Below are 23,719 nucleotides of genomic sequence, written 5' to 3'. Positions count from 1 at the left end.
CTTGGATGATCCGAAGATTCACAGTGGAGGCATGCTGAACAGCGTCGCCCTCCCCCGTCCCGCGTTCCGGCGGATCAGCCACGGTCGCGGTTTCTGGGTCATCGCGGCGGCCTATGCCGCCTCCCTGGCCTTCTCCACCGTCCCCACCCCGCTCTACGTGCTCTATCAGCAGCGCGACGGTTTCCCGACCTACGTCGTGACCATCGTGTTCGCGGCGTACGCCGTCGGCGTGATGGGCAGCCTGTACCTGGCCGGCCATGTCAGCGACTGGCTGGGACGACGGCGGGTGATCCTCGCCGCGACCTTGACACAGGCCCTCTCCGCGACGCTTTTCCTGATGTGGCCGGACGTTCCCGGGCTGATCCTGGCCAGGCTCGTCGGCGGCGCGGGTATCGGCGCGCTGACCGCGACCGCCACCGCGCACCTGTCCGAACTCCGCGCCGTCGCCCGGCCGCGGGAGGACCACGGCCGGGCGGGACTGATCGCGACCGTCGTCAACATGGGCGGGCTGGCACTCGGCCCGCTGTTCGGCGGCGTGTTCGCGAGCTATTCGGCCGAGCCCCTCACCACTCCGTTCGTGTTCTTCCTGGTACTGCTGCTCGCCGCGGCCGTCGCCGTCGCGCTCGTACCGGAAACCGTGGAGCGCGCCGAAGAACGGCCCGCCTATCGGCCGCAGCGCGTCTCACTGCCGTCGAGCGCACGGCCCGCCTTCTTCGGCGCGGCGATCGGCGCGTTCGCGGCGTTCGCGATCACGGGCCTGTTCATGGCCCTGACGCCGACGTTGCTGGCGCAAGGCATGCACGAGAGTTCGCGGCTGCTGGCCGGTCTCGCGTCGTTCTCCGTGTTCCTCGCGGCGGCCGCGGCGCAGGTGCTCTTCGCCGGCCTGGCCAGGAAAACCCAGCTCCGGCTCGGCCTCGGGCTGATGGTGAGCGGGCTGGTGGCGCTGCCGGTCGCGGTGACGACGTCCCAGCTGTGGCTCTTCGTCGCGGGCGGGATCGTGGCGGGAGCCGGTGTCGGGCTGGGCTTCCGTGCCTCGGTGGCCACCGTCGCCGCCCTCGCCGAACCGCCGGTGCGCGGTGAGGTCCTCGCCGCCCTGTTCCTGGCCGCCTACGCCGGGCTCGTCCTGCCCGTCCTGCTCGTCGGCATCGCGCTGATCTGGCTGCCGAGCGCGTGGGCACTGATCGGTTTCTCGGTGCTGGAACTGGGTTTGCTGGCGTGGTCGGCCCCCAAGGTGCTGACCTGACCGTCCACAATGGCGCGCCCGCGTGGTGACCCTCGTCAAACCGGCGGGCGAGCCACGCGGGCGGTGTGCCATCCTGGTCGAGGAACCTCCTGAACGAGGTCCCCGGACGAGTGGGTGCCGTACCCGGCCAGCGACAAGACGGCGCTCTGGGAGCGCGTCATGTCGTGGCTTGTCCTCGTCGTCTCGGGTGTACTGGAAGCCGTTTGGGCCACCGCCCTCGGCAGGTCCGAAGGGTTGTCCCGGCCGGTGCCGTCGGTGATCTTCGGTGTGACGCTGGTGGCCAGCATGGTGGGTCTCGCTTACGCGATGAAGGATCTCCCCGTCGGCACCGCCTACGCGGTCTGGGTCGGCATCGGGGCTTCGCTCACCGTCGCCTACGGCATGTGGTCGGGCGCGGAAACCGTTTCGGTGGCCCGGATCCTGCTGATCGTGGGGATCGTCGCCTGTGTGGTGGGCCTGAAGGTCCTGCACTGATCCCGGCAAGGTGGTCATGCGTGTCTGAGGGGCCGACACGTGTGATCAGACGGACGACACGCGTGACTGGATGGACGACAACCAACCCGGCAAAAGAGGGACCGCCCCCGGCGCACGGACGACGTCGGGGGCGGTCGGGTCCGGGCGCACCCCTGCGTGTGGCCCGGACGGCTAGGTGGTCAGGCGCGCGCCCAAAGCGCTGGGACGTTCGGGGGCTCCCAACCGACCTGAGCGGTGTGGCCCTGCAGGGCCCGGTACGAAACGCCGTCGTAGGTCACCGTCGCGCCCGCGGCGTAGGTGGTGCCCGCCGCCCAGGTTCCGCCGGGCGGGTTGTTCGACGTCGTGGTGGTCGGTGTCGTGCTGGACGGCGGGTTCGAACCCGAGGTCACCAGGCGGAGGCTGTAGACGCTCAGGATCTCCGAGATCGGCTGGAAGTAGAACGTGCCGCCCGAGCTGCAGTTGCCGGAGCCACCCGAGGTGACGCCCTGCGCCTGGTCGCCCGCGAGCCACGAACCGCCGGAGTCGCCCGGCTCGGCGCAGGCGTTGGTCCGCGTGAGGCCGGAAACGGTGCCCTGCGGGTAGTTCACCGAAGCGTTCTTCTGCTGGATCGTGCCGCAGTGCCAGCCCGTCGTGGAACCGGAGCGGCAGACCGACGCGCCGATCGCGGCCTCCTGCGACCCCGCCACCGGAACGGTGCCCGGGTAGCGGTTCACGAGTCCGCGCGGGGTGTTGCCCGCGTCGACCCGGACCCACCCGTAGTCGTTGCCGGGGAAGCTGGAGCCCGCGACGGCCCCGCTCGGGTTCGAGGTCCGCGTGCCGGTGGTGCCACAGTGGCCCGCGGTGACGAAGCCGCCCTCGACCGAAAAACCGATCGAGCAGCGGCCCGAACCGAAGGTGTAGGCGTTGCCGCCGATGACGTCGATCAGCGGGACCGGGCTTTCGGTGCTGGTCTCGACCCGCACCGCGTCGGCACGCACGCCGGAGGCGGTCGCCCACGACTTCGCGGCGGCTTCGCCACCGGCGTTGGCCAGGACGACGATCGAGTTGGTGGTGGCGTCGACGTACCAGCCGGGCACCGTCTTCGGCGCGCTGGTTCCCTTGGCGTCCAACGACAACTTCGCCGCGTCGAGCTGCGCGGCGCTCCGGGCGACCGTCTTCGGGGTCGCGCCCGCCGCACGGACGACGCCTTCCAGTGCCGCGTCGGTGACCGCGACGGTCAGCGTGGTCCCGGCCGCGTCGAGCCACGATCCCGCGTAGGACGAGCCGAGCCGGGTCTTGAGGTCGGCGTCGGCGCGGGCGGCCTTCTGCTCGACGGCGAGACGGGTCCTTGCCTGATCCGGGCTGATCTTCAGGTCACGCGCCAAGGCGGAGACGACCTCCGGCTGGACCTGGTCGGCCGCCGAGGCGGTCTGGCCGGCGCTGGCGCTCGGCGTCAGCGCGATGGCCGTGACCAGGCCGGCGCCGGTAAGGGCCGCCGCGGCGGCCGCTACGATCTTTCGGTTCATTTCAGGCGTTTCCTCACCGCGTTCCGGAAGAAGATCTCGTCCCAGACCGTACGAGGCACCTGCTACAAATGGTACATACCATTTAGGTCATATCCACCAAGTGGACTGGACCTTTCGACCGCTTCTGCGCTGGTCAGCCCACTCCCGCGTCCGTGTAGTCGACGCCATAACCCGGATTCAACTCCAGGTACTTGGAGTAGGTCGGCCGCCGGTCGATCAGTTCGCCGTACACCGCGCGCGACAGCGCGATCATCTCCGCGGCGAACGGCCCCATCTCCCCGCGCTCCGACCAGCCGACGAGATTCCGCCAGCTCAGCGGATTCCCCGCGATCGGAACCGCGACGATACCCGGGATCTCGTGGAACAGCGGCTGGCACAACACCACCGCGTGCCCCGATTCGACCATCTCGATACAGGTCAGCACATCGGTCTCGTACAACGAACGCGGTGTGAATCCCGACCGCGCGCACGCGGACGCGAAACAGTCGCCGAAGCAGCCATCACCCGGCGTCGCGCACCAACGTTCGTCCGCGAGGGCGGCGAGTTCGACCTCGTTCTGCTGCGCGCGCTCGTCCCGCGCGGACATCAGCACGAACACCGGATGATGCGCGAGCGTCCGCCAGCGAAGACCGGGCTCCGGCGGCGGGGCCGCGTCTCCGCAGACGCCGACGAAGGCGAAGTCCAGCGCGCCCTCGGCGGTCATGTCCGCGAGCTTGTTGGCGGACCACGACGTATGCGTGGCGACGTGGATGTCGGGATGGGTGGTGCCCAGGCGTTGCAGGAGCGCCCCCAGCATCGGCCCCGTCGCCGAGCCGAGCCGCAAGGTCACCGGCTCACCGGTGCCCGCGTGCTGGGCGAGGCGGGCCGCCTCGTCGTGCAGCGACGACACGGCGGGGAGCACCATCTTGGCCCTGTCGAGGACGAGGAGGCCGAGCGCGGTCGGCCTGGTGCCCGTGTGATCGCGCAGGAACAGCTTCCCGCCGAGGGTCCGTTCGATGCGCTTCAGTTGTGCTGTCAGTGCAGGCTGCGCCATTCCGAGCGTGTTCGCCGCCTTGGTGATACTCCCGAGTTCGGCGATCGCGCACATGATGCGCAGGTGGCGCAGTTCCAGCTCCATCCCTCTACGTTAGTAGACATAACTGGACTGGACCAGACAAATGGTTGAGCCAAATGGCTTCGTATCGCTTGGTTCGCGGTATGCCATCGATGTCACCAATCCCGGGCACGCCGGGGCGTCCGGCCGATACTGTCTCCACGCAACCGACGACGAGGGGGTTCAGTGGCGGACGAGCGTGGACGGATCCGGCGATCGCTGGCGCGCGTGATCACCGACGACAACCTGGATCTGTACGTATTGGGCACCGTCGCATTGGCGTTCACCGTCCTGGGCGCGACCGGGATCTCGGACGTCAAGACACTTTCCTCCGTGGTCACGGCACTGCTGGCCCTGCTCGCCTTCTCCCAGATCCGCTCGCGGCGGCTGACCGAACAAGTCCGGGATTCGAATCGCGGCGGCCCCGCGGCGCTCTTCGAACCGGAATTCCCCGCGGATCTCATCTCCCGGCGCGCGGCGGCCTTCGACATCCTGCTCATCGGCCATTCGATGACCAGGACCGTGCAGGGTATGCGCAGCGATATCCGGTCGATCCTCGAAGCGGGCGGACGGATCCGGGTGCTCGTCCTGGATCCGACCGACGAAGCGATCGTCGAAGTCGCCGATCGCCGGATTTCCCGAAGTCACGGACAGGGCCGGATGCGGCTGCGGATCCTGGCCACCTTGGACGAACTGACGTCGTTGAAGAGCAGAGCCGGCGGCAGGCTGGAGATCCGGGTGTCGTCGACGATCCCGTCCGCGGGCTTCAACTGTCTCGACGTCTCGAGCAGGCGGGGCCTGATCTGCGTGCAGCACTACGAACACCGGCCGTCCGGTGAAGCCGCTCCGGTGTTCACAGTGGAACCGAAGGACGCTCCCTGGTACCGGTACTTCGCCGACGAGGCCGAACGGTTGTGGGAGGACGGCACACCGTGGCCGCTGTCCGCCGCGGACCAGGTCGCGCGGGCACGCCGCCCCGTGTTCAGCGAGGACTTCGGCCCCGAGCTCGCCGAGGCGATCGACGGGACGAGCGAACTGCTGGTCACCGGGATGGCCCGCAACACCCTGGTGAACAACAACTACGGCAAGCTCGAAGAACGGTTGCGCGCCGGGGCGAAGATCCGGTTCGTGCTGATCGACCCGCATTCGCCCGCGATCGACACGGCGGCCTCCCGCTACTACGCCGTGCGTTCGCCGGAAAACGCACGAGACCGCGTCCTCCACACACTACGGGCGCTGGCCGAACTGAAGAGCTCGACCGGCGGCGACCTCTCCGTCCGGCTCGTCGCGCACCCCGTCGCCACCGGGGTCATCGCCACCGGCTCGGCACTGTTCGCCGAGTACTACACCTACCAGGCCGCGGGTGAGCCGAAGTTCGTCCTGCAGCCCGCGGACGGCGCGGCGTACCGGACGTTCCTGGGCGAGGCGGAGGCGTTGTGGAACAGCGCCGAACCGTACGACCTGGCCGTGGACGACGTGGAGACCGCGGGCAAGTGACCCGAGGTCAGCGTCTCTTCGACTTGCGGTTCAGGAACGCCGAAGCCCCGACACCGTGCGCGGCGACGCTCGCCAGCACGGTCACCGACATGACGCTCAGCGCGACGTCGGCCGCGTCCCCGTCGAGTGAGTTGAAAGCCAGCAGCCCGAACACGATCGACGCCGCGCCGCGTGGTGCCAGCAGGCCGATGGTCATCCGGTCCTTCCAGCGGAAATCCGTCCGCAGCAAGGTGAGCAGCACCGGGATCAGCCGGGCGACGGTCAGCGCGACGACACTGACGAGCACGATGCCCCACGTGAGGCCGAACGACAGCACCAGCACGGCGGTGCTGCCGAAGACGAACCACATCAGCAGCCCGCACAGGGAACTGACGTCCTCGGCGAGCCCGAGTTCCTCTTCACCGGGGTGCCGGGCGGTCTTGTACGCCATCCCGCAGATGAACGCGGCGACGAAGCCGTTGCCGCCGACCGCGACGGCCGCGGTGTAGGTCAGCAGTGGCAGGGCGACGGCCGCGACCCGCGCGGAATGCCGGGTCGACCAGCCGTGTCTGGCCGTCACGTTCATCACCACCGCCGCCACCGCCCCGATGACGGAGCCCGCCAGCACGGCCAGCAACGCCGCCGGGATCGCGGCCTGCAACGCCTCGCCCGGAGTGTTCGCCTGGTTCTGGCTCCCCGCGAGGGTGAGCGCGAAGATGAAGACCGGCGCGACGACGCCGTCGTTGTAGCCGCTCTCGACGTTCAGCAGATGCCGCACGCGTTCGGGCACGCGGACGTCGTGCACCACCGACGTCGCCGGAGCGAAATCCGTCGGGGCGATGATGCAGGCGATCAGCAGGACCGCCGCCCAGCCGAGGCCCGGCAGCGCCAGCAGGCCGACGCCCATGACGATCAGGATCGTCAGCGGCAGCGCGATCAGCAGCAGCCGCACCGCCGTCTTCGCGTCGTGGCCGAGATAACCGCCCTTGACCGCGGTTGCGTCCACGAACAGCAGCAGCGCGAGGATCAGTTCCGCCGCGTGGAGCGCGATCTCGGTGTTGAGCCCGTTGCCGAGATCGTTGCGGGTGCTGAACCCGATCGCCAGCCCGGCCGCGACCATCGCCATCGGCGCGGTGATCTGCCACCGCTCCAGCCTGGCCGCCGTCATCGTCCAAGCCAGCACGACGACCGCGCCGACGAGCACGCTCTGGATCATCTACCCGCCCCTCGTTCCCGGTGGACTCCCCTGCCACCGGGAACGAGCTTAGAGGCCGGACCGGGTGCGGCGGTCCACAAAGGACGTCGATCACACCACCGCGCCGTTGTCGTCCCGCTGTCGTGTGGGCGACGCCTTCCGGGCCGGCCGTCCGGCCCCGGGCCACCGCTTGTCGAGCAGGATCGCGACGGGCCCCGCCGTGGCCACTGTGGACACTGTGCCCGCGACGAGACCGAGCAGGAGCGCGAGGGCGAAGTCGGCCAGCGATCCGTCCCCGAGGACCAGCAGCGCCCCGAGGACGAACAGCACGCCGATGCCGGTGTTGATCGTCCGTGGCAACGTCTGCAGTACCGCCGTGCCGACGACGCGCGAGAACGGCTCCTTGCGGCGTTGTCCCCGCACTTCCCGCACCCGGTCGAAGACCACCACCGAGTCGTTGACCGAATAGCCGATCACCGTCAGCAGTGCGGCGAGGAAGACGCCGTCCATGGACTTGCCCAGCCAGGCGAAGATCCCGAGGATGATCAGGACGTCCTGGGCGAGCGCGGCCACCGTGGCCAGGCCGAGCCGCCAATCGAACCGCACCGCCAGGTAGATCAGCTGGGCCAGCACCGCGAGGCCGAGCGCGATCACCGCCTTGGTGCGCAGTTCGGCGCCGAGGCTCGGGCCGATCTGCTCGTCGCGGATCTCGGTGGCGTCCCCGGCGACCCCGGCGACGGCGGTCCGGATCCGTTCGGTGGCGTCCTCGTCGATCGGCTCGGTGCGGACCGAGATGTCCTGCTCACCGGACATCTGCATGACGGCGCGGGGGAATCCGGCGTCGGAGACGGCGTCGCGGACCCGCTCGACGTCCGCGGGCGCCGAGGTGCTGTATTCGATGACCCGGCCGCCGGTGAATTCGACGCCGAGGTTCGGCCCGGCCACGAACAATCCCGCGATCGCGGCGATCACGATCGCGCCCGCCACCATCAGCCAGCGCCGGGGTTTCCCGAGGAACTCGGGATCGCGGCGGTTCACCCACCGGCGGACGCGGCCCTCGTGGGTCAGCCCGGACAACCGCGGTCTGCGCGCGACCACGCCTCGCATCGTGAGGTGCAGCAGCAACCGCGTGAGCACCAGCGAGATGAACAACGCGACGACGACGCCGATCGACAGCGTCACCCCGAAGCCGCGCACCGGTCCGGACGCCAGCCAGAACAACAGGCCCGCGGCGAGCAGGGTGGTCACGTTCGAATCGACGATCGCCGACAACGCGCCGCTGAACCCGCGGCTGACCGAGCGTGGCAGCGTGCCGCCCCGTTTGACCGAGTGCTCTTCTCTCGCCCTTTCGAAGACGAGCACGGTGGCGTCGACGGCCATCCCGATGGCCAGCACGAATCCGGCGAGCCCCGGCAAGGTCAGCGTCGCGCCGACGGCGAGCAGCGCGGCATAGGACACGGCCGCGTACGCCACCAGCGCACCGACGGCGATCAGCCCGGCCAGCCGGTACACCGCGAGCAGGAACAGCGCGGTCAGCGCCAGTCCGATCACGGCGGCGCGGGCGCTGGCGTCGATGGCGGCGGCGCCGAGGGTGGGGCCGACGGTGCGCTGCTCGATGATCTCGACCGGGGTCGGCAGCGCGCCGGCGTTGATCAGCAACGCCAGATCCTTGGCTTCGGCCGGCGAGAACCGCCCGGTGATCTGCGTGCTCCCGCCGACGATCCCGACCCCGCACGCGACCTGAGGGCTCACCTGTGGCGACGAGATCACCTTGTCGTCGAGGGCGATCGCCACCCGGCGGGCGGGATCCCCCGGCGGCGAGCAGGCGGCCTGCCCGGTCAGCCGTTCCCAGGCACGACCGGAATCCCCTTTGAAGTCGACCGAAACGAGCCAGCCGCCGCCCTGCGAATCGATCGACGACAGCGCCTCGTCGACGCCTTCGCCGGTCAGGGCGGCGGGTCCGAGAGTGATCGGCTGACCGCTTTCGTCGTCGAGGACACGGGAGTCGCCGGGGGCGGCGCCCGCGGCGAGCACGGGATGGAAGGACAGCTGCGCGGTGCGGCCGATCACTTCGACGGCCTCGCGCGGATCCCGGACGCCGGGCAGTTCGACGATGATCCGGTTGTCTCCCGAACGGGCCAGCATCGGCTCGGCGACACCCAGCGCGTCGACGCGGCGGCGCAGCACCTCCAGTGTCCGGTCGGTGGTCTCCGCGTCGGCGGTGACGGTGGGCGAATCCTTGGTCTCCAGCACGATCTGCGTGCCACCACGCAGATCGAGCCCCAGTCTCGGGGCGGTGGTCAGCAACAGGTACACGGTCGCGGCGAGGACGACCAGCGAGACGACGGCTCGCCCGGTCATGCCTCGCCGCGCGGTTTCGCGCGGCACGAAGTTCTCCTTGTGATTTCCCGGTTCGGGCACGCGAGTACGCGCCCGTGAGCGTCAGACGGCTACCGGGAAAGGAGGAGCGCGATCACCCAGCGCGAGCCGGTTCGCCGCGCGCGAGGGAAGGGTGACGTCGTCGTGGAGTTCGCCGAGGCGGAGCAGTGTCGTCGACGCGGGCCCGTGCGGGACGGCGCCGAAGAGAGGCAGATCACCGTGACCGTGCACACCCAGGAGCGCGGGTTCGGCGGCGAGCCTGCCCGCGGCACGCACCGGCGCGACGGCCTTGGAGACCGAGGAATCGACCGTCGCGTTCACCCCGCGCGACTCGTCCGCCGAAGCGGAACCGCCGGAGTGGAGCGCGAAGAACAGGCCGAGCGCGGTCAGGACGGCGGCGAGCAGCACCGGCACGGCCTGCCTGGCCGTCCTTCGGCTCGCCACCATCATCGACACACTCCTGGGTTCTCGCCGACACCCTACTGGGATCCGGCCTGCCGCCACAGGCGCGTGATCCCGGCGCGGACGCGGTCCTCCCCCAGTTCCGGCAGCAAGGCGGTCAGATGCTCGGCCGCCAGCGGGGCCAGCAGGGCGTGCGCCGCGTGCTCGGGATCGGGGGTGCCGTCGAGCAGGATCGCGACGTGCCGGTGCCAGAACCGGTAGGCCCCGATGCGGTAGCGCGCGCCCGGCGCGGCGGTCTCCGACATCCGCACCAGCGGCAGATGTTCGAGCACGTAGTCGAGGTACGCGCCGGCGAAGGCCACCAGCCGGTCGGCAGGCGGAGCGCCAGGGCCCAGCGGGGGCGGCCCGTGCAGGATTCCTTCCTGGAGCAGGCGTTCCCGCGCGTCCAGCAGCGCGACGGCCAGCCCCGCCTTGTCACCGAAGCGGCGGAAGAGCGTCCCCTTGCCCACTCCCGCGGCCGCCGCCACCTGATCCATCGACACCGCTTCGACCCCGTGCTCGGCGAACAGTGACGCCGCCGCGTCCAGGATCGCGGCCCGGTTGCGGGCGGCGTCGGCACGCTCCTTGGACGGCGGCGTGCGCAGAAGCTCCAACGAGGTTGCAAAAGCGGACTGCGGTCCGTTATGGTCGTGAGGCACATGCGGACTATAGTCCGATTAACTGGAGGTAGCGACATGACCGCACTCATCACCCGTGACGAGCTGAAGGCCGCGATCGACGCGAAGACCGTGACGGTGGTCGACGCGCTGGGTGGCGAGTACTACGCCAAGCAGCATCTGCCCGGCGCCGTTCCCCTCGTCCTCGCCGACGTCGACGCGCACGCCGCGACCGTGCTGCCCGATCGCGGCGCCGCCATCGTCACCTACTGCTCGAACCCCGCCTGCCCCAACAGCGGCCAGGTCGCCGACCGGCTCACCGCGCTGGGCTACACCGACGTCCGCAAGTACCGGGAAGGCATCGAGGACTGGGCCGGCGCGGGCCTGCCCCTCGAATCTCAGGTCTGAGCAGGGACGCGCTCCCGCAGGGTCGGGACCCCGTCGCCGTCGAGTTCGGCGAGGTAGGCCGTCCGTCCGGTCATGGCCATGATCAGTGCCAGTGTCGTGCCCGAGACGAGCGGCCCGGACCCGGCGGTGAAGGGGCCGTCGGTGGCCTGCAACCGCAGCCCGCCGATGCGCCCCTTCGCCGTCACCACCATGTCCGAGCTCCCGTAGTACCCGGCCAGCGCGGTGAGGACGGGGATCGGGTGGTCGCGGCGAAGGCCGAGCGGACGGCGGATGTCCTCGCCGTGCACGATCGCTTCACCCAGCATCGCCATCTTCGGCAAGGGCGGTTTCGTCGTGCTGGTGACCACGCGGCGGAAGCGTTCCAGCGTTTCGGCGCCGTCGTCCCCCAACTGCTCGGCGAGCCGCATGGCGACCTGCTTGTCGAAATCCCACCGGCAGCGGATCACCCCGGCCATCCACCTCGACGGCGTGAGGCTCGCCCCCGCGGTGAGATGCGCGAGCACCTCGCGCACCGTCAGCCCGGCGCACAGCGACGCCGTCTCCCATCGCTCCTCGGTGAGCTCCGCGAGGTCGTCCGCCAGCGCCGCCCGCTCGGTGTGGATCAGCGGCCAGACCTCGGTCTTCGTTCCTGAATCCGTCATCCGGAACCCTTCCAGTCGTCGTTGTCGAAGGTGAGACTCCCGACGCGGCCCGGAATCATCGGTACGTTGGAGGCGATTTCCTCAGCAGACGAGAAAAAGGGGACTGATGATCCAGCGCTGGAATCCGGAGACCGTGGCGGCGCCGATCGGCCCGTACAGCCATCTGGTCCGCGTGCCCGCCGATCACGAACTCGTGGTCGTTTCCGGTCAGATCGGCATCCTGCCCGACGGCGAACTCGCCGGGCCCGACGCCGAGTCACAGACGCGCGCGTTGCTCGCCAACCTCGAACGGCTCCTCGAAGCCGCGGGGGCCGGGCCTGAGCACCTGGTCAAGGTGTTCAGCATGCTGTCCGGCACCGAACACCTCGCCGGGTTCCGCACGGCGATGCGCGAGACCTTCACCCGCTGGTACCCGGAAGCGGATTGGCCCGCCCAGTCACTGATCGTCGTGGCGGCGCTGGCCCGGCCGGAACTCGCCGTCGAGGTGGAAGCGCTGCTCGCGGTACCGGCACTTTCGCGTGATTGAGCGGACGACACACGTGATCAGACGGACGACACCGGCGCGGCCGCGGTCCCACCGTGTGTCGTCCGTCCAGACACGCGTGCCGTCCACCCAGACACGCGTGCCGTCCGGTCAGGACTCCCGGCGCCTCCGTCCGGCGAGGAGCAGCAGCGCGCCGATGGCCAGCATCCCGAACGCCAGCACCGTCATCGTCTTCACCGGTGAGCCGGTCACGGCCAGACCGGGCGGACGTGGGGTGCCCGGCGGCTGCGGGTTCGGCTTCTCCGGCGGCTGCGGCGTCGGCGGCACCGGGGTGTCGGTACCGCAGTCGGGGTTCGCCGAACCCGGCGGGCAGTTGCCGCCAGGCGTGTCCGACGTGACGACGTTGCGGAGGCGGTGGTCACCGGTCGCCGGCTTCCGCACGGTGACCGCGTAGGTGACGGTCGCCTTCTCCCCCGGCTTCAGCTCGCCCTTCCAGGTGAGCTTCGGCGCGGAGTAAGTGACCGTTCCGATGCTCGCCTTCGCGGTGCCGTCGAAGGTCGCGTCGTCCAGCACCTGGCTCAGGTCGTCGGTGAACGTCGCGTCGTCCACCACGGCCTGCCCGGTGTTCTCCACCGTGACCGTGTACGTGACGACCTCGCCCGGCTTCGCTTCCGTCTTGTCGACCGTCTTCTTGATCTTCAAGCTGGACAGCGGTGTCGTCGTGCCGCACTTCGGATCCTTGCTGCCCGGCGGGCAGTTGCCGCCCGGAGTGTCGGACGTGATCACGTTGGTCAGCTTGCCGTCGCCGTCGGTCTTGGTGACCTTGACGCTGTACGTGACCGTCGACGTCTGCCCGATCTCCAGGTCGCCGGTCCAGGTCAGCTTCGGTTCCTCGTAGGTCACCGAGCCGATCGTCGCCGCACCGTCCTTCTGGAACACGGCATCGTCGAGGACCTCGGTGAGATCGTCGGTGAACGTGGCACCGGTCAGCTTCGTCTTGCCCGTGTTGCGCACGGTCACCGTGTACTTCACGACGTCGCCCGGGTTCGCCGTGGCCTTGTCCGCCTTCTTCTCCAGCGAGATCCCGGGCACCGGGGTGACGGTCGAACACGCCGGGTCGTCGGACTGCGGCGGGCAGGTGCCCGGGGTGTTGGTGCTGACGGTGTTCCGCAGTTCGTGATCGCCCGTCACCGGGTTCTTCACCTTCACCGAATACTTCAGCGTGGTCGTCGCCCCGACCGGGAGATCGCCCACCCACACCAGGTTCGGCGCGGCGAAGGAGAACGTCCCGGCGACCGGGGCCGACGTGGCGTCGTCGGAGTAGTCGGCGTCGTCCAGTACCTCGGACAGGTCGTCCGTGACCCGTGCGGCGTCCTCGCCGACCAGGGGCACCTTGCCGGTGTTGGTGACGGTCACGGTGTAGGTGACGACGTCGCCCGGGTTCGCGGTCTGCTTGTCCGACGTCTTCTTGACCGTCAGTTCGCGGGACGGCACGTCCGCGACACAGTTCGGATCGGTCGAATCCGGCGGGCAGTTGTTGCCCGGCGTGTCCGAAGTGACCACATTGGACAGTTTCTTGTCGCCGGGGTTCGGGTTCTTGATCTTGACCGTGTAGGTGATGGTCGAGGTCTGCCCGATACCGAGGTCACCGGTCCACGTCAGCTTCGGCGCCGCGTAGGTGACGCCGCCGATGGTCGCCGCGCCGTCGTTCTGGTAGTCGGCGTCGTCCAGGACCTCGGTCATGTCGTCGGTGAACGTGGCGCCGGCCTGTACGGTCTGCCCCGTGTTGGTGACGGTGATCGTGTACTTCACCGTGTCACCGGGGTCGACCGACTTCTTGTCGGCGGTCTTCTTGATGAGCAGCCCGGAGACCGGGGTCGTCGTGCCGCAGTCCGGATCGGTCGACCCCGGCGGGCAGTTCCCGCCCGGTGTCTCCGAAGTGACCACATTGGACAGTTTCTTGTCACCGTCGCCCGGGTTCTTCACCTGGACCGTGTAGGTCACCGTGGCGGTGGCGCCGATTTCGAGATCGCCGGTCCAGGTCAGCTTCGGCGCCGCATAGGTGACACCGCCGATGGTCGCCGCGCCGTCGTTCCGGTAAACGGCGTCGTCGAGAACCTGCGTGAGATCGTCGGTGAACGTGGCACCGGTCAGCTTCGTCTGGCCGGTGTTGGTGACCGTGACCGTGTACTTCACGACGTCACCAGGGTTCGCGGACTGCTTGTCGACCGTCTTCTTGATCTCCAGGCCCGAGACCGGGGTCTCCGTGCCGCAGTCCGGATCGGTCGACCCCGGCGGACAGTTCCCGCCCGGCGTCTCCGACGTCACCGCGTTCTTGAGCCGGTTGTCGCCGGTGTTCGGGCTCTTCACCTTGACCGTGTAGGTCACCGTGGCGGTGACACCGACTTCGAGATCGCCGGTCCAGGTCAGCTTCGGCGCCGCATACGTGACACCGCCGATCGTCGCCGCACCATCGTTCTGGTAGTCAGCGTCGTCGAGAACCTGCGTGAGATCGTCGGTGAACGTCGCACCGGAGATCTTCGTCTGGCCGGTGTTCGTCACGGTCACCGTGTACTTCACGACATCGCCGGGATTCGCCGACTGCTTGTCCACCGACTTCTCGATCTTCAAGCCGGACACCGGCGTCGTGGTGCCACACTTCGGATCCGTCGACCCCGGCGGACAGTTCCCGCCCGGCGTCTCGGAAGTGACCGTGTTGATGAGCTTCTTGTCGCCCGGGACAGGATTCTTGACCTTCACCGTGTACGTGACCGTCGATGTGGCGCCGACTTCGAGGTCTCCCGTCCACGTCAGCTTCGGCGCCGCATACGTGACACCACCGACCGTCGCCGCACCATCGTTCTGATAATCCGCGTCATCGAGAACCTGCGTCAGATCATCGGTGAACGTCGCGCCGGTCAGCTTCGTCTGCCCGGTGTTCGTCACGGTCACCGTGTACTTCACAACATCGCCGGGATTCGCCGACTGCTTGTCCACCGCCTTCTCGATCGTCAGCCCCGACACCGGCGTGGTGGTGCCGCACTTCGGATCCGTCGAACCCGGCGGACAGTTCCCACCCGGCGTCTCCGACGACACCGCGTTCTTCAGCACGTTGTCACCCGTGTTGGGGTTCTTCACCTTCACCGTATACGTGACCGTCGACGTGGCGCCGACTTCGAGGTCTCCCGTCCACGTCAGCTTCGGCGCCGCATACGTGACACCACCGACCGTCGCCGCACCATCGTTCTGGTAATCCGCGTCGTCGAGAACCTGCGTCAGGTCATCAGTAAAGGTCGCGCCGGTCAGCTTCGTCTGCCCGGTGTTCGTCACGGTCACCGTGTACTTCACGACATCGCCAGGGTTCGCCGACTGCTTGTCCACCGACTTCTCGATCAGCAACCCCGAAACCGGCGTGGTGGTGCCGCACTTCGGATCCGTGGACCCTGGAGGACAGTTCCCACCCGGCGTCTCCGAAGTGACCACATTGGACAACTTCTTGTCACCGGTGTTGGGATTCTTGACCTTCACCGTGTACGTGACCGTGGACGTGGCGCCGATCTCCAGATCGCCGGTCCACGTCAGCTTCGGCGCCGCGTACGTGACACCGCCGATCGTCGCCGCACCATCGTTCTGGTAATCCGCGTCGTCGAGAACCTGCGTGAGATCATCGGTGAACGTCGCACCGGAAATCTTTGTCTGGCCGGTGTTCCGCACTGTGACCGTGTACTTCACCACGTCGCCAGGGTTCGCGGACTGCTTGTCGACCGACTTCTCGATCAGCAACCCCGACACCGGCGTCGTCGTACCGCACTTCGGATCCGTCGAACCCGGCGGACAGTTCCCACCCGGCGTCTCCGACGACACCGCGTTCTTCAGCACATCGTCGCCCGGGTTGGGATTCTTCACCTTGACCGTGTACGTGACCGTCGACGTGGCACCGACTTCGAGATCGCCCGTCCACGTCAGCTTCGGCGCCGCGTACGTGACACCGCCGATCGTCGCCGCACCATCGTTCTGATAATCCGCGTCGTCGAGAACCTGCGTCAGATCATCGGTGAACGTCGCACCGGTCAGCTTCGTCTGGCCCGTGTTCCGCACCGTGACCGTGTACTTCACGACATCGCCGGGATTCGCCGACTGCTTGTCCACCGACTTCTCGATCAGCAACCCCGACACCGGCGTCGTCGTACCGCACTTCGGATCCGTCGAACCCGGCGGACAGTTCCCACCCGGCGTCTCCGACGTCACCACGTTCTTGAGCCGGTTGTCACCGGTGTTCGGGCTCTTCACCTTGACCGAGTAGGTGAACTCCGCGCTCTGCCCGGCGGCGAGCGTGCCGGTCCAGGTCAGCTTCGGTTCCACATAGGACACCGAGCCGGGCGACGCGGTGGCGTCGTTCTGGTAGACCGCGTCGTCCAGCACCCCGGCCAGATCGTCCACGACCTTGAGGTCCGCCGCGGTCACCTTGCCGGTGTTGGCGACGACGACCTTGTAGCGCACGGTGTCGCCGGGGTCGGCGGACTCCTTGTCCGCGGTCTTCGTCACCGTGTACGACGGCGACGGCACCTTGGTGTTCACACACGCGGCCGCGGGATCGTCCGGGCAGCGGTTGTCCGGCGGGACGACCGGCGGCGGCCCGGTCGGGACATTCGCGCGGTTCACCAGTTCCTTGCCGATGGCGGCTTCCTCGACCTTCACGCGCAAGGTCAGCGTGGCGGTCTCCCCGACCGCGAGACCGTTCACGGCCCAGTCGATCGGCCCGGTTCCCGACGCGGTGCCCTTCGAGGGACTGGACGACACGTAGGTCGTTCCCGGCGGCAGCGTGTCGCGCACCGTGAGCGCGGGGACAGGGATGACACCGGTGTTCCGCAGGGTCACCTGGTAGGTCAGGGTGTCGCCGGGGATCGCCTCGGCGAGGTCGACCGTCTTCGTCAGCTGGTACCCGGGCGAGGCGACCGTGTTCCGCACCGTGTTCGACGTGCGGTCCTGCGGCCGTCCGGTGTCCTCGCCGCGGAAGGTCAGCTCGCCGGTGTTGTCGAGTTTGGTGCCATCCGGCACATCGAGCCCGACCTTGACCTTGAAGGCGACCTTCTGTGACTCCCCGGGCTTCAGATTCCGCAGGTTGCAGGTGACCACCTGGCCGGCGGCCGAACAGTCCGGGTTGGACCCGGCCACGAACGTGACGCCGTCGGGCAGGGTGTCGGTGAGCACGACGTTCGTCGCGGTGTCGAGGTCGGTGACGGAGCCGTCGGCGTGCCGGTTGGCGACATCGAAGGTGTACGTGACCTCGCCGCCCTTGGTGACGTAGCCCGGCGGGTTGTCGTCGGTGTTGCCGACCGGGTCGTTGGCCTTGGTGATCTGCAGGTCCGGTTCGAGCGCGTCGGTGACGAGCCAGATCGTCTGCGGGTACAGCGCGTCGCCGACGGTGCCGATCTTCACCTCCAGCCCGGTGGTCCCCGCGGGGACCTTGCCGGTGATGTCGATACTGCGGGCGTCGTACCCGACGTTGTTGACCGGATTGGGAGTCCGCGACGTGACGTTCGTGCCCGAACCGGTGGCCGTGACCCGGTCGATACGGCTGCTGAAGGCGTTGTTGGTCGCCACCCCGCCGGGGGCGGGCATGGCGATCGTCTGCAGACTGGAGGCGTTCGGGCCGACCTGGAGGTAGTCGCCGGCGATGGGCGCGTCGCCGTCGCCCGCGACGATGCCGAGCTCGACGTTGGGCTGACGCGAGGTCGGGGCCTTGATGCCGCTCAACACGATGGTGGCCGAACTCGGCGTGTTGCCGCCCGCGACCACCTGCATCCCGTCCCAGACCTGCAGGTACCGCAGCGGCTCGCTGGGCAGTTCGTAGGCCACCACCAGCGACCAGCCACCCCAGCAGCCGAGGTTCGTCCGGCTGATCGACTGACCCTGGCAGGCCTGGATGTCGGCGACCGTGTACTCCCCGGTGCCGGCGTTCGTCACGAGCGACGTGACGTCGGCCGCGCCGCCGTAGGCGTACAACGTCGGGGATCCGCCCGTGGTGGTGGCGGGGAACCAGTCATAGGTTTCGGCGGTGATGCGCTGGTACGCGCCGGAACCCGGGACCTTGACGGAGACCTGGTTGCCCCGGCTGCCGTCGCCGGAGGTCCCGCTGCTGGCGACCGGGTTGAACTGCCAGTACAGCCGTGCGTTGAGCACCTTCGCGCCGGCAGGGACGTTCAGGTTCGCCGCGGACGCGGTGTTGCCGGGCGCGGCCGGGTCGGTCTTGATCCACGACACCGGGCTCGCGTTGCTCGTGGACTCGTTGCAGACGACGCCGACGCCGCACTGCACGACGGAGTTGGCCGCCATCGTGATGCCGCCGTGCGCCAGCCCGGAGTACACCGGCTCCGGCCCGATCGGCCGCTCGGTGCCCGCTCCACGCGGCTGGATCCGGGCGCTCGCGGGCAGCGGGGCGCCCATCAGCAGGGCCACGACGACCACTGTGAGCAGTGCCACGCCCCGGCGCCACCGATTCCGCCCACGACGCTCCGCCATGCCGCCTCCGCCTCACCCCTCGCTCCCGTCGGCCCAGGTCGGGACGACGGGGACAGCGAGCCCGATTCACGGGTCATCCTGGGTCGGCAAGATCGTCGGCGGCAAGCGGGAACTGCGGTGTCTCCTGGATAAAACCCGTTAAGTGGCCCCGAAACCCCCGGACGGGTGATGAAAGACCGTCCACAACGGACAAAGGTCGAGGTGGCGTTTCGGCGTGAAATCCGGCATTGTCGAACGCGTGATCGAAACCCCTTATCGTGGCTCCGGCCCCTATTGCTATACCCATTCCCTCGCGATGCTGCTCGGTGCGGAGGCTCCGGGTGCCGACGTGCTCGAAACCGTGACCGGCAGTCCCTTCGGCATTCAGCTGATAGGCGGAACGCTGCCGTTCTTCGACGCCTTCGGCTGGGATCCCGATCTCGGTATCGGAGAAGCACTCGACGTCCTCGGCTGGAGCGCGGAAACGACGAGCGAGCCGGATCCGGACGCCGCGTTCGCCCGGCTCGCCGAGAGCCTTTCGGACGGGCCGGTCCTGATCGGCCCGGTCGAAATGGGACATCTGCGCCATCAGCCGGGAATGACCGGCCCGATCGGCGCCGACCATTTCCTGGTCGCGCTCGCCGCGGACGACGAGTCCGTCACCGTCCACGATCCGCAGGGATATCCGTACGCGCGGATCCCCCGGAAGGATTTCGCCGCCGCCTGGCTCGCCGAAACCGTCGCCTACGGCGAACCGCACACGATGCGGACGAATTTCGTGCGGCACACCGTCGTCGGGGAAGAAGCCGCGATCGTCGCGGCGCTCCCCCGGGCGATCAGGCGGCTCAGCGGCGAAAAGGACACCGGACTCCCGCCCGGCACCGTGGGCAACGGCGACGCCGCCCTCGCGCTCGCCGACCGGATCGGCAACGGCTGCGACCCGGAGCTGCGCGGCCTGCTCGTCCATTTCGTGGTGCGCCTCGGCGCGCGGCGAACGAACGACGCCGCGACGTGCCTGCGCCGGGTCGGCCACGAAGACGCCGCCGCCGTCCTCACCACGCAGGCGCGGCTGATCGGCTCCCTGCAATACGACCTCGTCGTCGAGGACGACGCACGTGCCGCCGCGACCCTCCGGACGCTCGCCCCGACCTATGAAGACCTGCGGCTGGCGCTCACGTCATCCTGACGATCTCGCGGACGATCACCTCGGGCTCGGTCTTCGGGACGTAGTGGCCGGACCGCTCCGCGATCACGTGCCTGCCGACCGGCGAAAGGGTCACCCGGTGGGCGTGGGACGCGTTCGCCCGCACTCTCATCCCGCCTCGGCCGAGCCCGCCGGACACGACCGTGAGCGGAATGTCGCCGAGCACCGGCGGATCGTGCCGCCAGCGAGCCAGTTCGTCGAGGAAGGTGCGGGCCTGCTCTCGCTGGGTCCGCACCGTCCCGGTGGTGAACGCCTCCCGTTCGAGATCACGGCGGACGTCGTCCGGGATGTCCCGCAGCAGACCACGGAAGACGACCTTGAGCAGGCCCAGCCGTGCGAGCACGGCACCGGCCCCGAGCATGACGCGTTCACCGGTGCGGAAAGCCCGGCCGAAGAGCAGTTCGGCCGCTTCGTCGGTCGGGTCGACCAGCACCAGCCCGGCGATCCGCTCCGGACGGCGGGCGGCGGCCTGCCGCACGATCGGCCCGCCCGCGCTGTGCCCGGCGAGGACATACGGTCCCGGGCCGAAATGGTCGAGGACGTCGTTGAGATCGTCGGCCATCCGGCGCAGCGTGCGACCGCCGGGATCGGGGGCGCTGCGGCCGAGCCCGGAGCGGTCGTAGGCGATCGCGCGGGTGTGGCGGCCGACCTCCGGCTGGACCGCCGCCCAGGACGACCGGGTGGCGGCCGCGCCGGCTTCGAACACGACCGTCGGCCCGGTGAAGCCCTCGGGCCCCGGATGCACCATCGCGTAGAGCCGTCTGCCGTCACGGGTGACGACCCATTCGGGCTCGCCTTGGGTGTGGGTCATCAGTGGGAAACTAAGGGTAGGCTTACCTCGTGTCAAGGCGTGTCGAACGGACACCGGCGGGGCCGCCGAAAGCGGCCCCGCCGGTGCTTTCCCTCCCCGCCCTGCCGGCGAGTCTCGGTGATTTCAGAACGTCACGGTGAACCCGTCGATGCTGCCGGTGTCGAACCGGTAGACGTCCTGGGCGCTCAGCTTCCAGGTGCCGTTGGCCGTTTCGGCGGAGGCGTCGACGGTGAAGGTCTCGTGCACGCCACCGGCCGAGCCGACACCGCCGGAGTTCTTGAGGCGGTAGGCCTTGCCGCTCGGTCCGATCAGGTCGAGGACGAGGTCGGCGCTGTAGGTGTGCGAAACGTCCACCTTGACCGACAAGGAAGCGGAAGCCTTGCCGTCACAGCCTTCCTGGGTCACGGAACTGGTCACGGCCGCCCCGGCGTCCGGAATGGACACCGGCGTGGTGTTCGCTTTGGCCCCGCAGTTCGGGCCGGGGCCGCCGCTGCCGATGAACGACACGTTCAGCAGCTTGTTCGGCGAACCACTGCCCGCGTTCTTGATGACGCCCGCGGTCGCGCCGTTCACCAGCGCGTCCCGCACCTGCTGCGGGGTGGCTCCCGGATTGGCCGACAGGTAGAGCGCGGCCGCCCCGACGACGTGCGGCGTCGCCATCGACGTTCCGTTCATCACCGCCGAACCGCCACTGCTCGGGCTCAGCGACGTGATGTTCGACCCTGGCGCGAAGATGTCGGTGCAGCTTCCGTAGTTGGAGAACGAAGACCGGTTGTCGGCGGAGTCCGAGGCGTTGACCGTGATCGCCTCGGGCACCCGCGCCGGGCTCGTGTCGCACGCGTCGGTGGAGGCGTTGCCCGCCGCCACCCCGTACACGACGCCCGACGCGATCGACCGCTTCACCGCGTCGTCCCCGACACCGGGGGCGTCCATGGTGAGGCTCATGTTCGCGACGGCGGGTTTCCGCGCGTTGGCGGTCACCCAGTCGACGGCGTCGATGATGCCCGAGTCCGGTCCGGAGTTGTTACAGCCCAGTACTTTCAGTCCGACGATCTTGACCTTCTTCGCGACACCGTAGGTCTTGCTGCCGATCGTGCCCGCGGTGTGGCTGCCGTGCCCGTGGCAGTCCGAGCCGTCCCCGCCCATGAAGTCCTTGCCGAGGCTGGCGCGGCCTTCGTATTCCGGGTTCGAGGGGTTGATGCCGCTGTCGAGGTCGTACGCGGTGACACCCGAGCCTTCGTTGGGATAGGTGTAGGCCTTGTCGAGCGGAAGACTCTTCTGGTCGACCCGGTCCAGCCCCCAGGTCGGGTTCTGCTGGGTGCCGGTGCCACGTGCGGTGCCGTCTTCGTACACCGCCTTGACCGACGGATCCGCGGCCAGCCGGCGCGCCTCGGCCGGGGTCATGCTCTTGGCCGAGAACCCGCGGAGAGCCGCCGTCCACACCGAACGGACCTCCCCGCCGTATCGCTTGGCCAGCTCGGCGGAAGCCGTCTGCCCGGCCGCCGCGACGTCGTGGAGGACGACGATGTACTGGTCGCCGTAGTGCTCCTTGGCGGGGATCACCGTGCCTTCGGCTTCGGCGGCGACGGCCGATCCGGCGCCGAGCGCGAGCAGCGGGCTCAGCAGACCGAGCGCCAGCAGCGTTTTCGTCTTGTCACGCATGGGAGATCACCTCTGTTTCGGCGAAGGTCACTGGACGGTGAGGGTGTACGTGGTGGTCGCGGTCTTGCCGCCGCCGTCCTTGGCGGTCACCGTGACCGGATACGTGCCGGGCTGGAACGGCGCGAAGACCTGCATGGTCGAACTGCCGCCACTCGATACGGTCTGCGGTGAGAAGAACGGGTTGACCGGCAGCCCGGAACCACTGGCGGACAACGTGATCGAACCCGTGCCGCCGGTCGCGGTGACGGTGGCGCTCACGAGCGAGCCCGCGCGGCCGGATCCGGACGACGGGTTCACCGTCACCTTCAGGTCACCGACGGGAGGTTCGCCCGCGCCGACGGTGAGCGAGAGCCCCGCGGTGGCCGTGTCGGTGGTTCCCTTCCCGGAAATAGTGACCTGGTAGGTCTTTTCCGGGGTTCCGGCGGCGGTCTCGATGGTCAGCTTGGCGACCTCGCCCGCCTTGATCGTCGCGGGCTGGAACGTGGCCTTGGCACCTTCGGGCAATCCCGACGCGGAAAGCGTGACACTCTCGGCGCCGTTCTTGCCCGGTTTGCTCGTGACACTCGCCGACACGTACTTGCCCGGCAGGACCTTCACCGACGACGGCGAAGCCGCGAGCGTGAAGACGTCACCCGGCTGCTCGCCGCCGATCTGTTGGGCGACCCAGTCCCCCATGTCGTTGTTGAGCCTGCTGTAGACGCTGTACCAGCGGAAATCGCTGCGGCTCCAGGAAGCGAGTCCGGTGACCTTCCCATTGACGACGAACGGGCCACCGCTGTCACCGGGGAGGATGGTTTTGCGGCCGTCGGAGTAGCCGGCGCAGATCATCGTCTTCGGGTCGACGCCGTTCTCCACGCCGGTGCACTGGCTCGCGTTCACGATCGGCAGGGTCAGCTTGTGCAGTGTGACGTCCTGCGTGGTGTCGTTGATGTCCTTCTTGCCGTAGCCGAGGCTGAACCCGTCCTTGCCGGGTGTCTCCAGTCCGGTGTCGGCGGAGGTGGCGACCTTCGCGTAGCCGCCGGGCGGCACCGGGATGTCACCATCGACGGTGATCACCGCGACGTCGTAGCCGTACCAGGGCTGGGTGAACTTGGGGTGGACCTGGTAGTCGACGGCCTTCAGCTGCGTGCCGCCCGCGCTCTTCAGGTCGTCGAGTCCATAAAGGACACTCTTCTCGCCGGCCAGCTCCTTGCAGTGGGCCGCGACCAGGACCTTCCTCGGGGCGATGACGGAGCCGGAGCAGCTCTGCCCCCTCGGCCTCGAACCGCCTTCCCGCAGGGCGGCGATGGCATACGGGTAGTCCTTGACCGACACGGGCGAGCCGCCGATGCTCTGCCCGTGGACGCCGCCGGTCGGCAAGGGCGCGGCGTCGGTCGGGGCGATGGCGCGAAGAGAGTCGGCCGGTTCGGCACCGGCGAGGCCCGCCGCCGGTGCCAGCGCGGCCATGGTCAGGGCGACCACGCCGAAGATCCGTTTTCTGCTCACGGTGATTCCTTTCCGGGAAATCGCGACTGCCCGACAACTGTCGATCGGCGGCGAAAGCGGAACAATAGTGGAATACGGCGGCCGCTCCACTATTTAAAGA

Annotated in this window: 17 protein-coding genes and 1 riboswitch; of the genes, 6 read left to right on the top strand and 11 right to left on the bottom strand. The window is 68.9% G+C overall.

From position 1 onward, the window contains the following. Positions 1-31 precede the first annotated feature (31 nt). The gene (locus ACIBTM_RS31495) at positions 32-1,243 is read left to right on the top strand and encodes an MFS transporter (protein ID WP_395880787.1); all 1,212 of its coding nucleotides are present in this window, start codon (positions 32-34) and stop codon (positions 1,241-1,243) included. A gap of 79 nt (positions 1,244-1,322) precedes the next feature. Continuing rightward, positions 1,323-1,391: riboswitch (guanidine-III (ykkC-III) riboswitch) on the top strand. Between the two features lie 11 nt (positions 1,392-1,402). Further along, positions 1,403-1,717 (top strand): multidrug efflux SMR transporter, encoded by a 315-nt coding sequence (locus ACIBTM_RS31490; RefSeq protein ID WP_360091863.1) that lies wholly within the window; start codon positions 1,403-1,405, stop codon positions 1,715-1,717. A 179-nt stretch (positions 1,718-1,896) separates the two neighbouring features. Here ACIBTM_RS31490 and ACIBTM_RS31485 read toward each other — a convergent pair whose 3' ends face one another. Both ACIBTM_RS31485 and ACIBTM_RS31480 read right to left on the bottom strand, forming a co-directional pair. After that, complete coding sequence (locus tag ACIBTM_RS31485) at positions 1,897-3,222, bottom strand: alpha-lytic protease prodomain-containing protein (protein WP_395880786.1); 1,326 nt, start codon at positions 3,220-3,222, stop codon at positions 1,897-1,899. Positions 3,223-3,355: 133 nt separating this feature from the next. Beyond that, entirely contained in the window at positions 3,356-4,339 is a 984-nt protein-coding gene (locus ACIBTM_RS31480) for a LysR substrate-binding domain-containing protein (RefSeq protein ID WP_395880785.1), read from the bottom strand. A gap of 162 nt (positions 4,340-4,501) precedes the next feature. On the opposite strand from ACIBTM_RS31480, the gene ACIBTM_RS31475 reads away from it, so the two are divergent. Next, a complete protein-coding gene (locus tag ACIBTM_RS31475; RefSeq protein WP_395880784.1) occupies positions 4,502-5,812 on the top strand; it encodes a hypothetical protein in 1,311 nt (436 codons plus the stop codon). A 7-nt stretch (positions 5,813-5,819) separates the two neighbouring features. Here the strand turns inward: ACIBTM_RS31475 and ACIBTM_RS31470 are convergent, their stop codons facing one another. The 4 genes from ACIBTM_RS31470 to ACIBTM_RS31455 all read right to left on the bottom strand — a co-directional run bounded on the left by ACIBTM_RS31470 (position 5,820) and on the right by ACIBTM_RS31455 (position 10,420). Further along, positions 5,820-7,007 (bottom strand): cation:proton antiporter, encoded by a 1,188-nt coding sequence (locus ACIBTM_RS31470; protein WP_395880783.1) that lies wholly within the window; start codon positions 7,005-7,007, stop codon positions 5,820-5,822. A gap of 90 nt (positions 7,008-7,097) precedes the next feature. After that, positions 7,098-9,374 (bottom strand): protein translocase subunit SecD, encoded by a 2,277-nt coding sequence (gene secD, locus ACIBTM_RS31465; protein WP_395880782.1) that lies wholly within the window; start codon positions 9,372-9,374, stop codon positions 7,098-7,100. A 54-nt stretch (positions 9,375-9,428) separates the two neighbouring features. Then, positions 9,429-9,815, bottom strand: coding sequence for a hypothetical protein (locus ACIBTM_RS31460; RefSeq protein WP_395880780.1), 387 nt, complete (start codon positions 9,813-9,815; stop codon positions 9,429-9,431). Positions 9,816-9,844: 29 nt separating this feature from the next. After that, a complete protein-coding gene (locus ACIBTM_RS31455; RefSeq protein ID WP_395880779.1) occupies positions 9,845-10,420 on the bottom strand; it encodes a TetR/AcrR family transcriptional regulator in 576 nt (191 codons plus the stop codon). Between the two features lie 81 nt (positions 10,421-10,501). On the opposite strand from ACIBTM_RS31455, the gene ACIBTM_RS31450 reads away from it, so the two are divergent. Then, a complete protein-coding gene (locus ACIBTM_RS31450; RefSeq protein WP_016335231.1) occupies positions 10,502-10,831 on the top strand; it encodes a rhodanese-like domain-containing protein in 330 nt (109 codons plus the stop codon). Here ACIBTM_RS31450 and ACIBTM_RS31445 read toward each other — a convergent pair. Continuing rightward, positions 10,822-11,472, bottom strand: a complete 651-nt coding sequence (locus ACIBTM_RS31445) for a maleylpyruvate isomerase family mycothiol-dependent enzyme (protein WP_395880778.1) — start codon at positions 11,470-11,472, stop codon at positions 10,822-10,824. The two genes, ACIBTM_RS31450 and ACIBTM_RS31445, sit on opposite strands and share 10 nt — an antisense overlap. Positions 11,473-11,578: 106 nt before the next feature. Here ACIBTM_RS31445 and ACIBTM_RS31440 point away from each other — a divergent pair, with 106 nt between their 5' ends. Continuing rightward, positions 11,579-11,998: a RidA family protein gene (locus ACIBTM_RS31440; protein ID WP_395880777.1), complete on the top strand. Its 420-nt coding sequence runs from the start codon at positions 11,579-11,581 to the stop codon at positions 11,996-11,998. A gap of 108 nt (positions 11,999-12,106) precedes the next feature. Here the strand turns inward: ACIBTM_RS31440 and ACIBTM_RS31435 are convergent, their stop codons facing one another. Further along, on the bottom strand, positions 12,107-18,478 hold the full coding sequence (locus ACIBTM_RS31435; protein ID WP_395880776.1) for an Ig-like domain-containing protein: 6,372 nt from the start codon (positions 18,476-18,478) through the stop codon (positions 12,107-12,109). Positions 18,479-18,692: 214 nt separating this feature from the next. On the opposite strand from ACIBTM_RS31435, the gene ACIBTM_RS31430 reads away from it, so the two are divergent. Continuing rightward, entirely contained in the window at positions 18,693-19,643 is a 951-nt protein-coding gene (locus tag ACIBTM_RS31430; RefSeq protein ID WP_395880775.1) for a hypothetical protein, read from the top strand. Here the strand turns inward: ACIBTM_RS31430 and ACIBTM_RS31425 are convergent. The 3 genes from ACIBTM_RS31425 to ACIBTM_RS31415 all read right to left on the bottom strand — a co-directional run bounded on the left by ACIBTM_RS31425 (position 19,630) and on the right by ACIBTM_RS31415 (position 23,619). Next, complete coding sequence (locus tag ACIBTM_RS31425; RefSeq protein WP_395880774.1) at positions 19,630-20,472, bottom strand: alpha/beta fold hydrolase; 843 nt, start codon at positions 20,470-20,472, stop codon at positions 19,630-19,632. The two genes, ACIBTM_RS31430 and ACIBTM_RS31425, sit on opposite strands and share 14 nt — an antisense overlap. Positions 20,473-20,595: 123 nt before the next feature. After that, positions 20,596-22,134: a S8 family serine peptidase gene (locus ACIBTM_RS31420; protein ID WP_395880773.1), complete on the bottom strand. Its 1,539-nt coding sequence runs from the start codon at positions 22,132-22,134 to the stop codon at positions 20,596-20,598. A gap of 27 nt (positions 22,135-22,161) precedes the next feature. Further along, positions 22,162-23,619: a trypsin-like serine protease gene (locus ACIBTM_RS31415; protein WP_395880772.1), complete on the bottom strand. Its 1,458-nt coding sequence runs from the start codon at positions 23,617-23,619 to the stop codon at positions 22,162-22,164. Positions 23,620-23,719: the final 100 nt, after the last annotated feature.

Origin of the sequence: Amycolatopsis sp. NPDC049868, from assembly GCF_044461365.1 — a bacterium.
Lineage (GTDB): Bacteria > Actinomycetota > Actinomycetes > Mycobacteriales > Pseudonocardiaceae > Amycolatopsis.
This window is presented reverse-complemented; position numbering and strand designations above follow the sequence as displayed.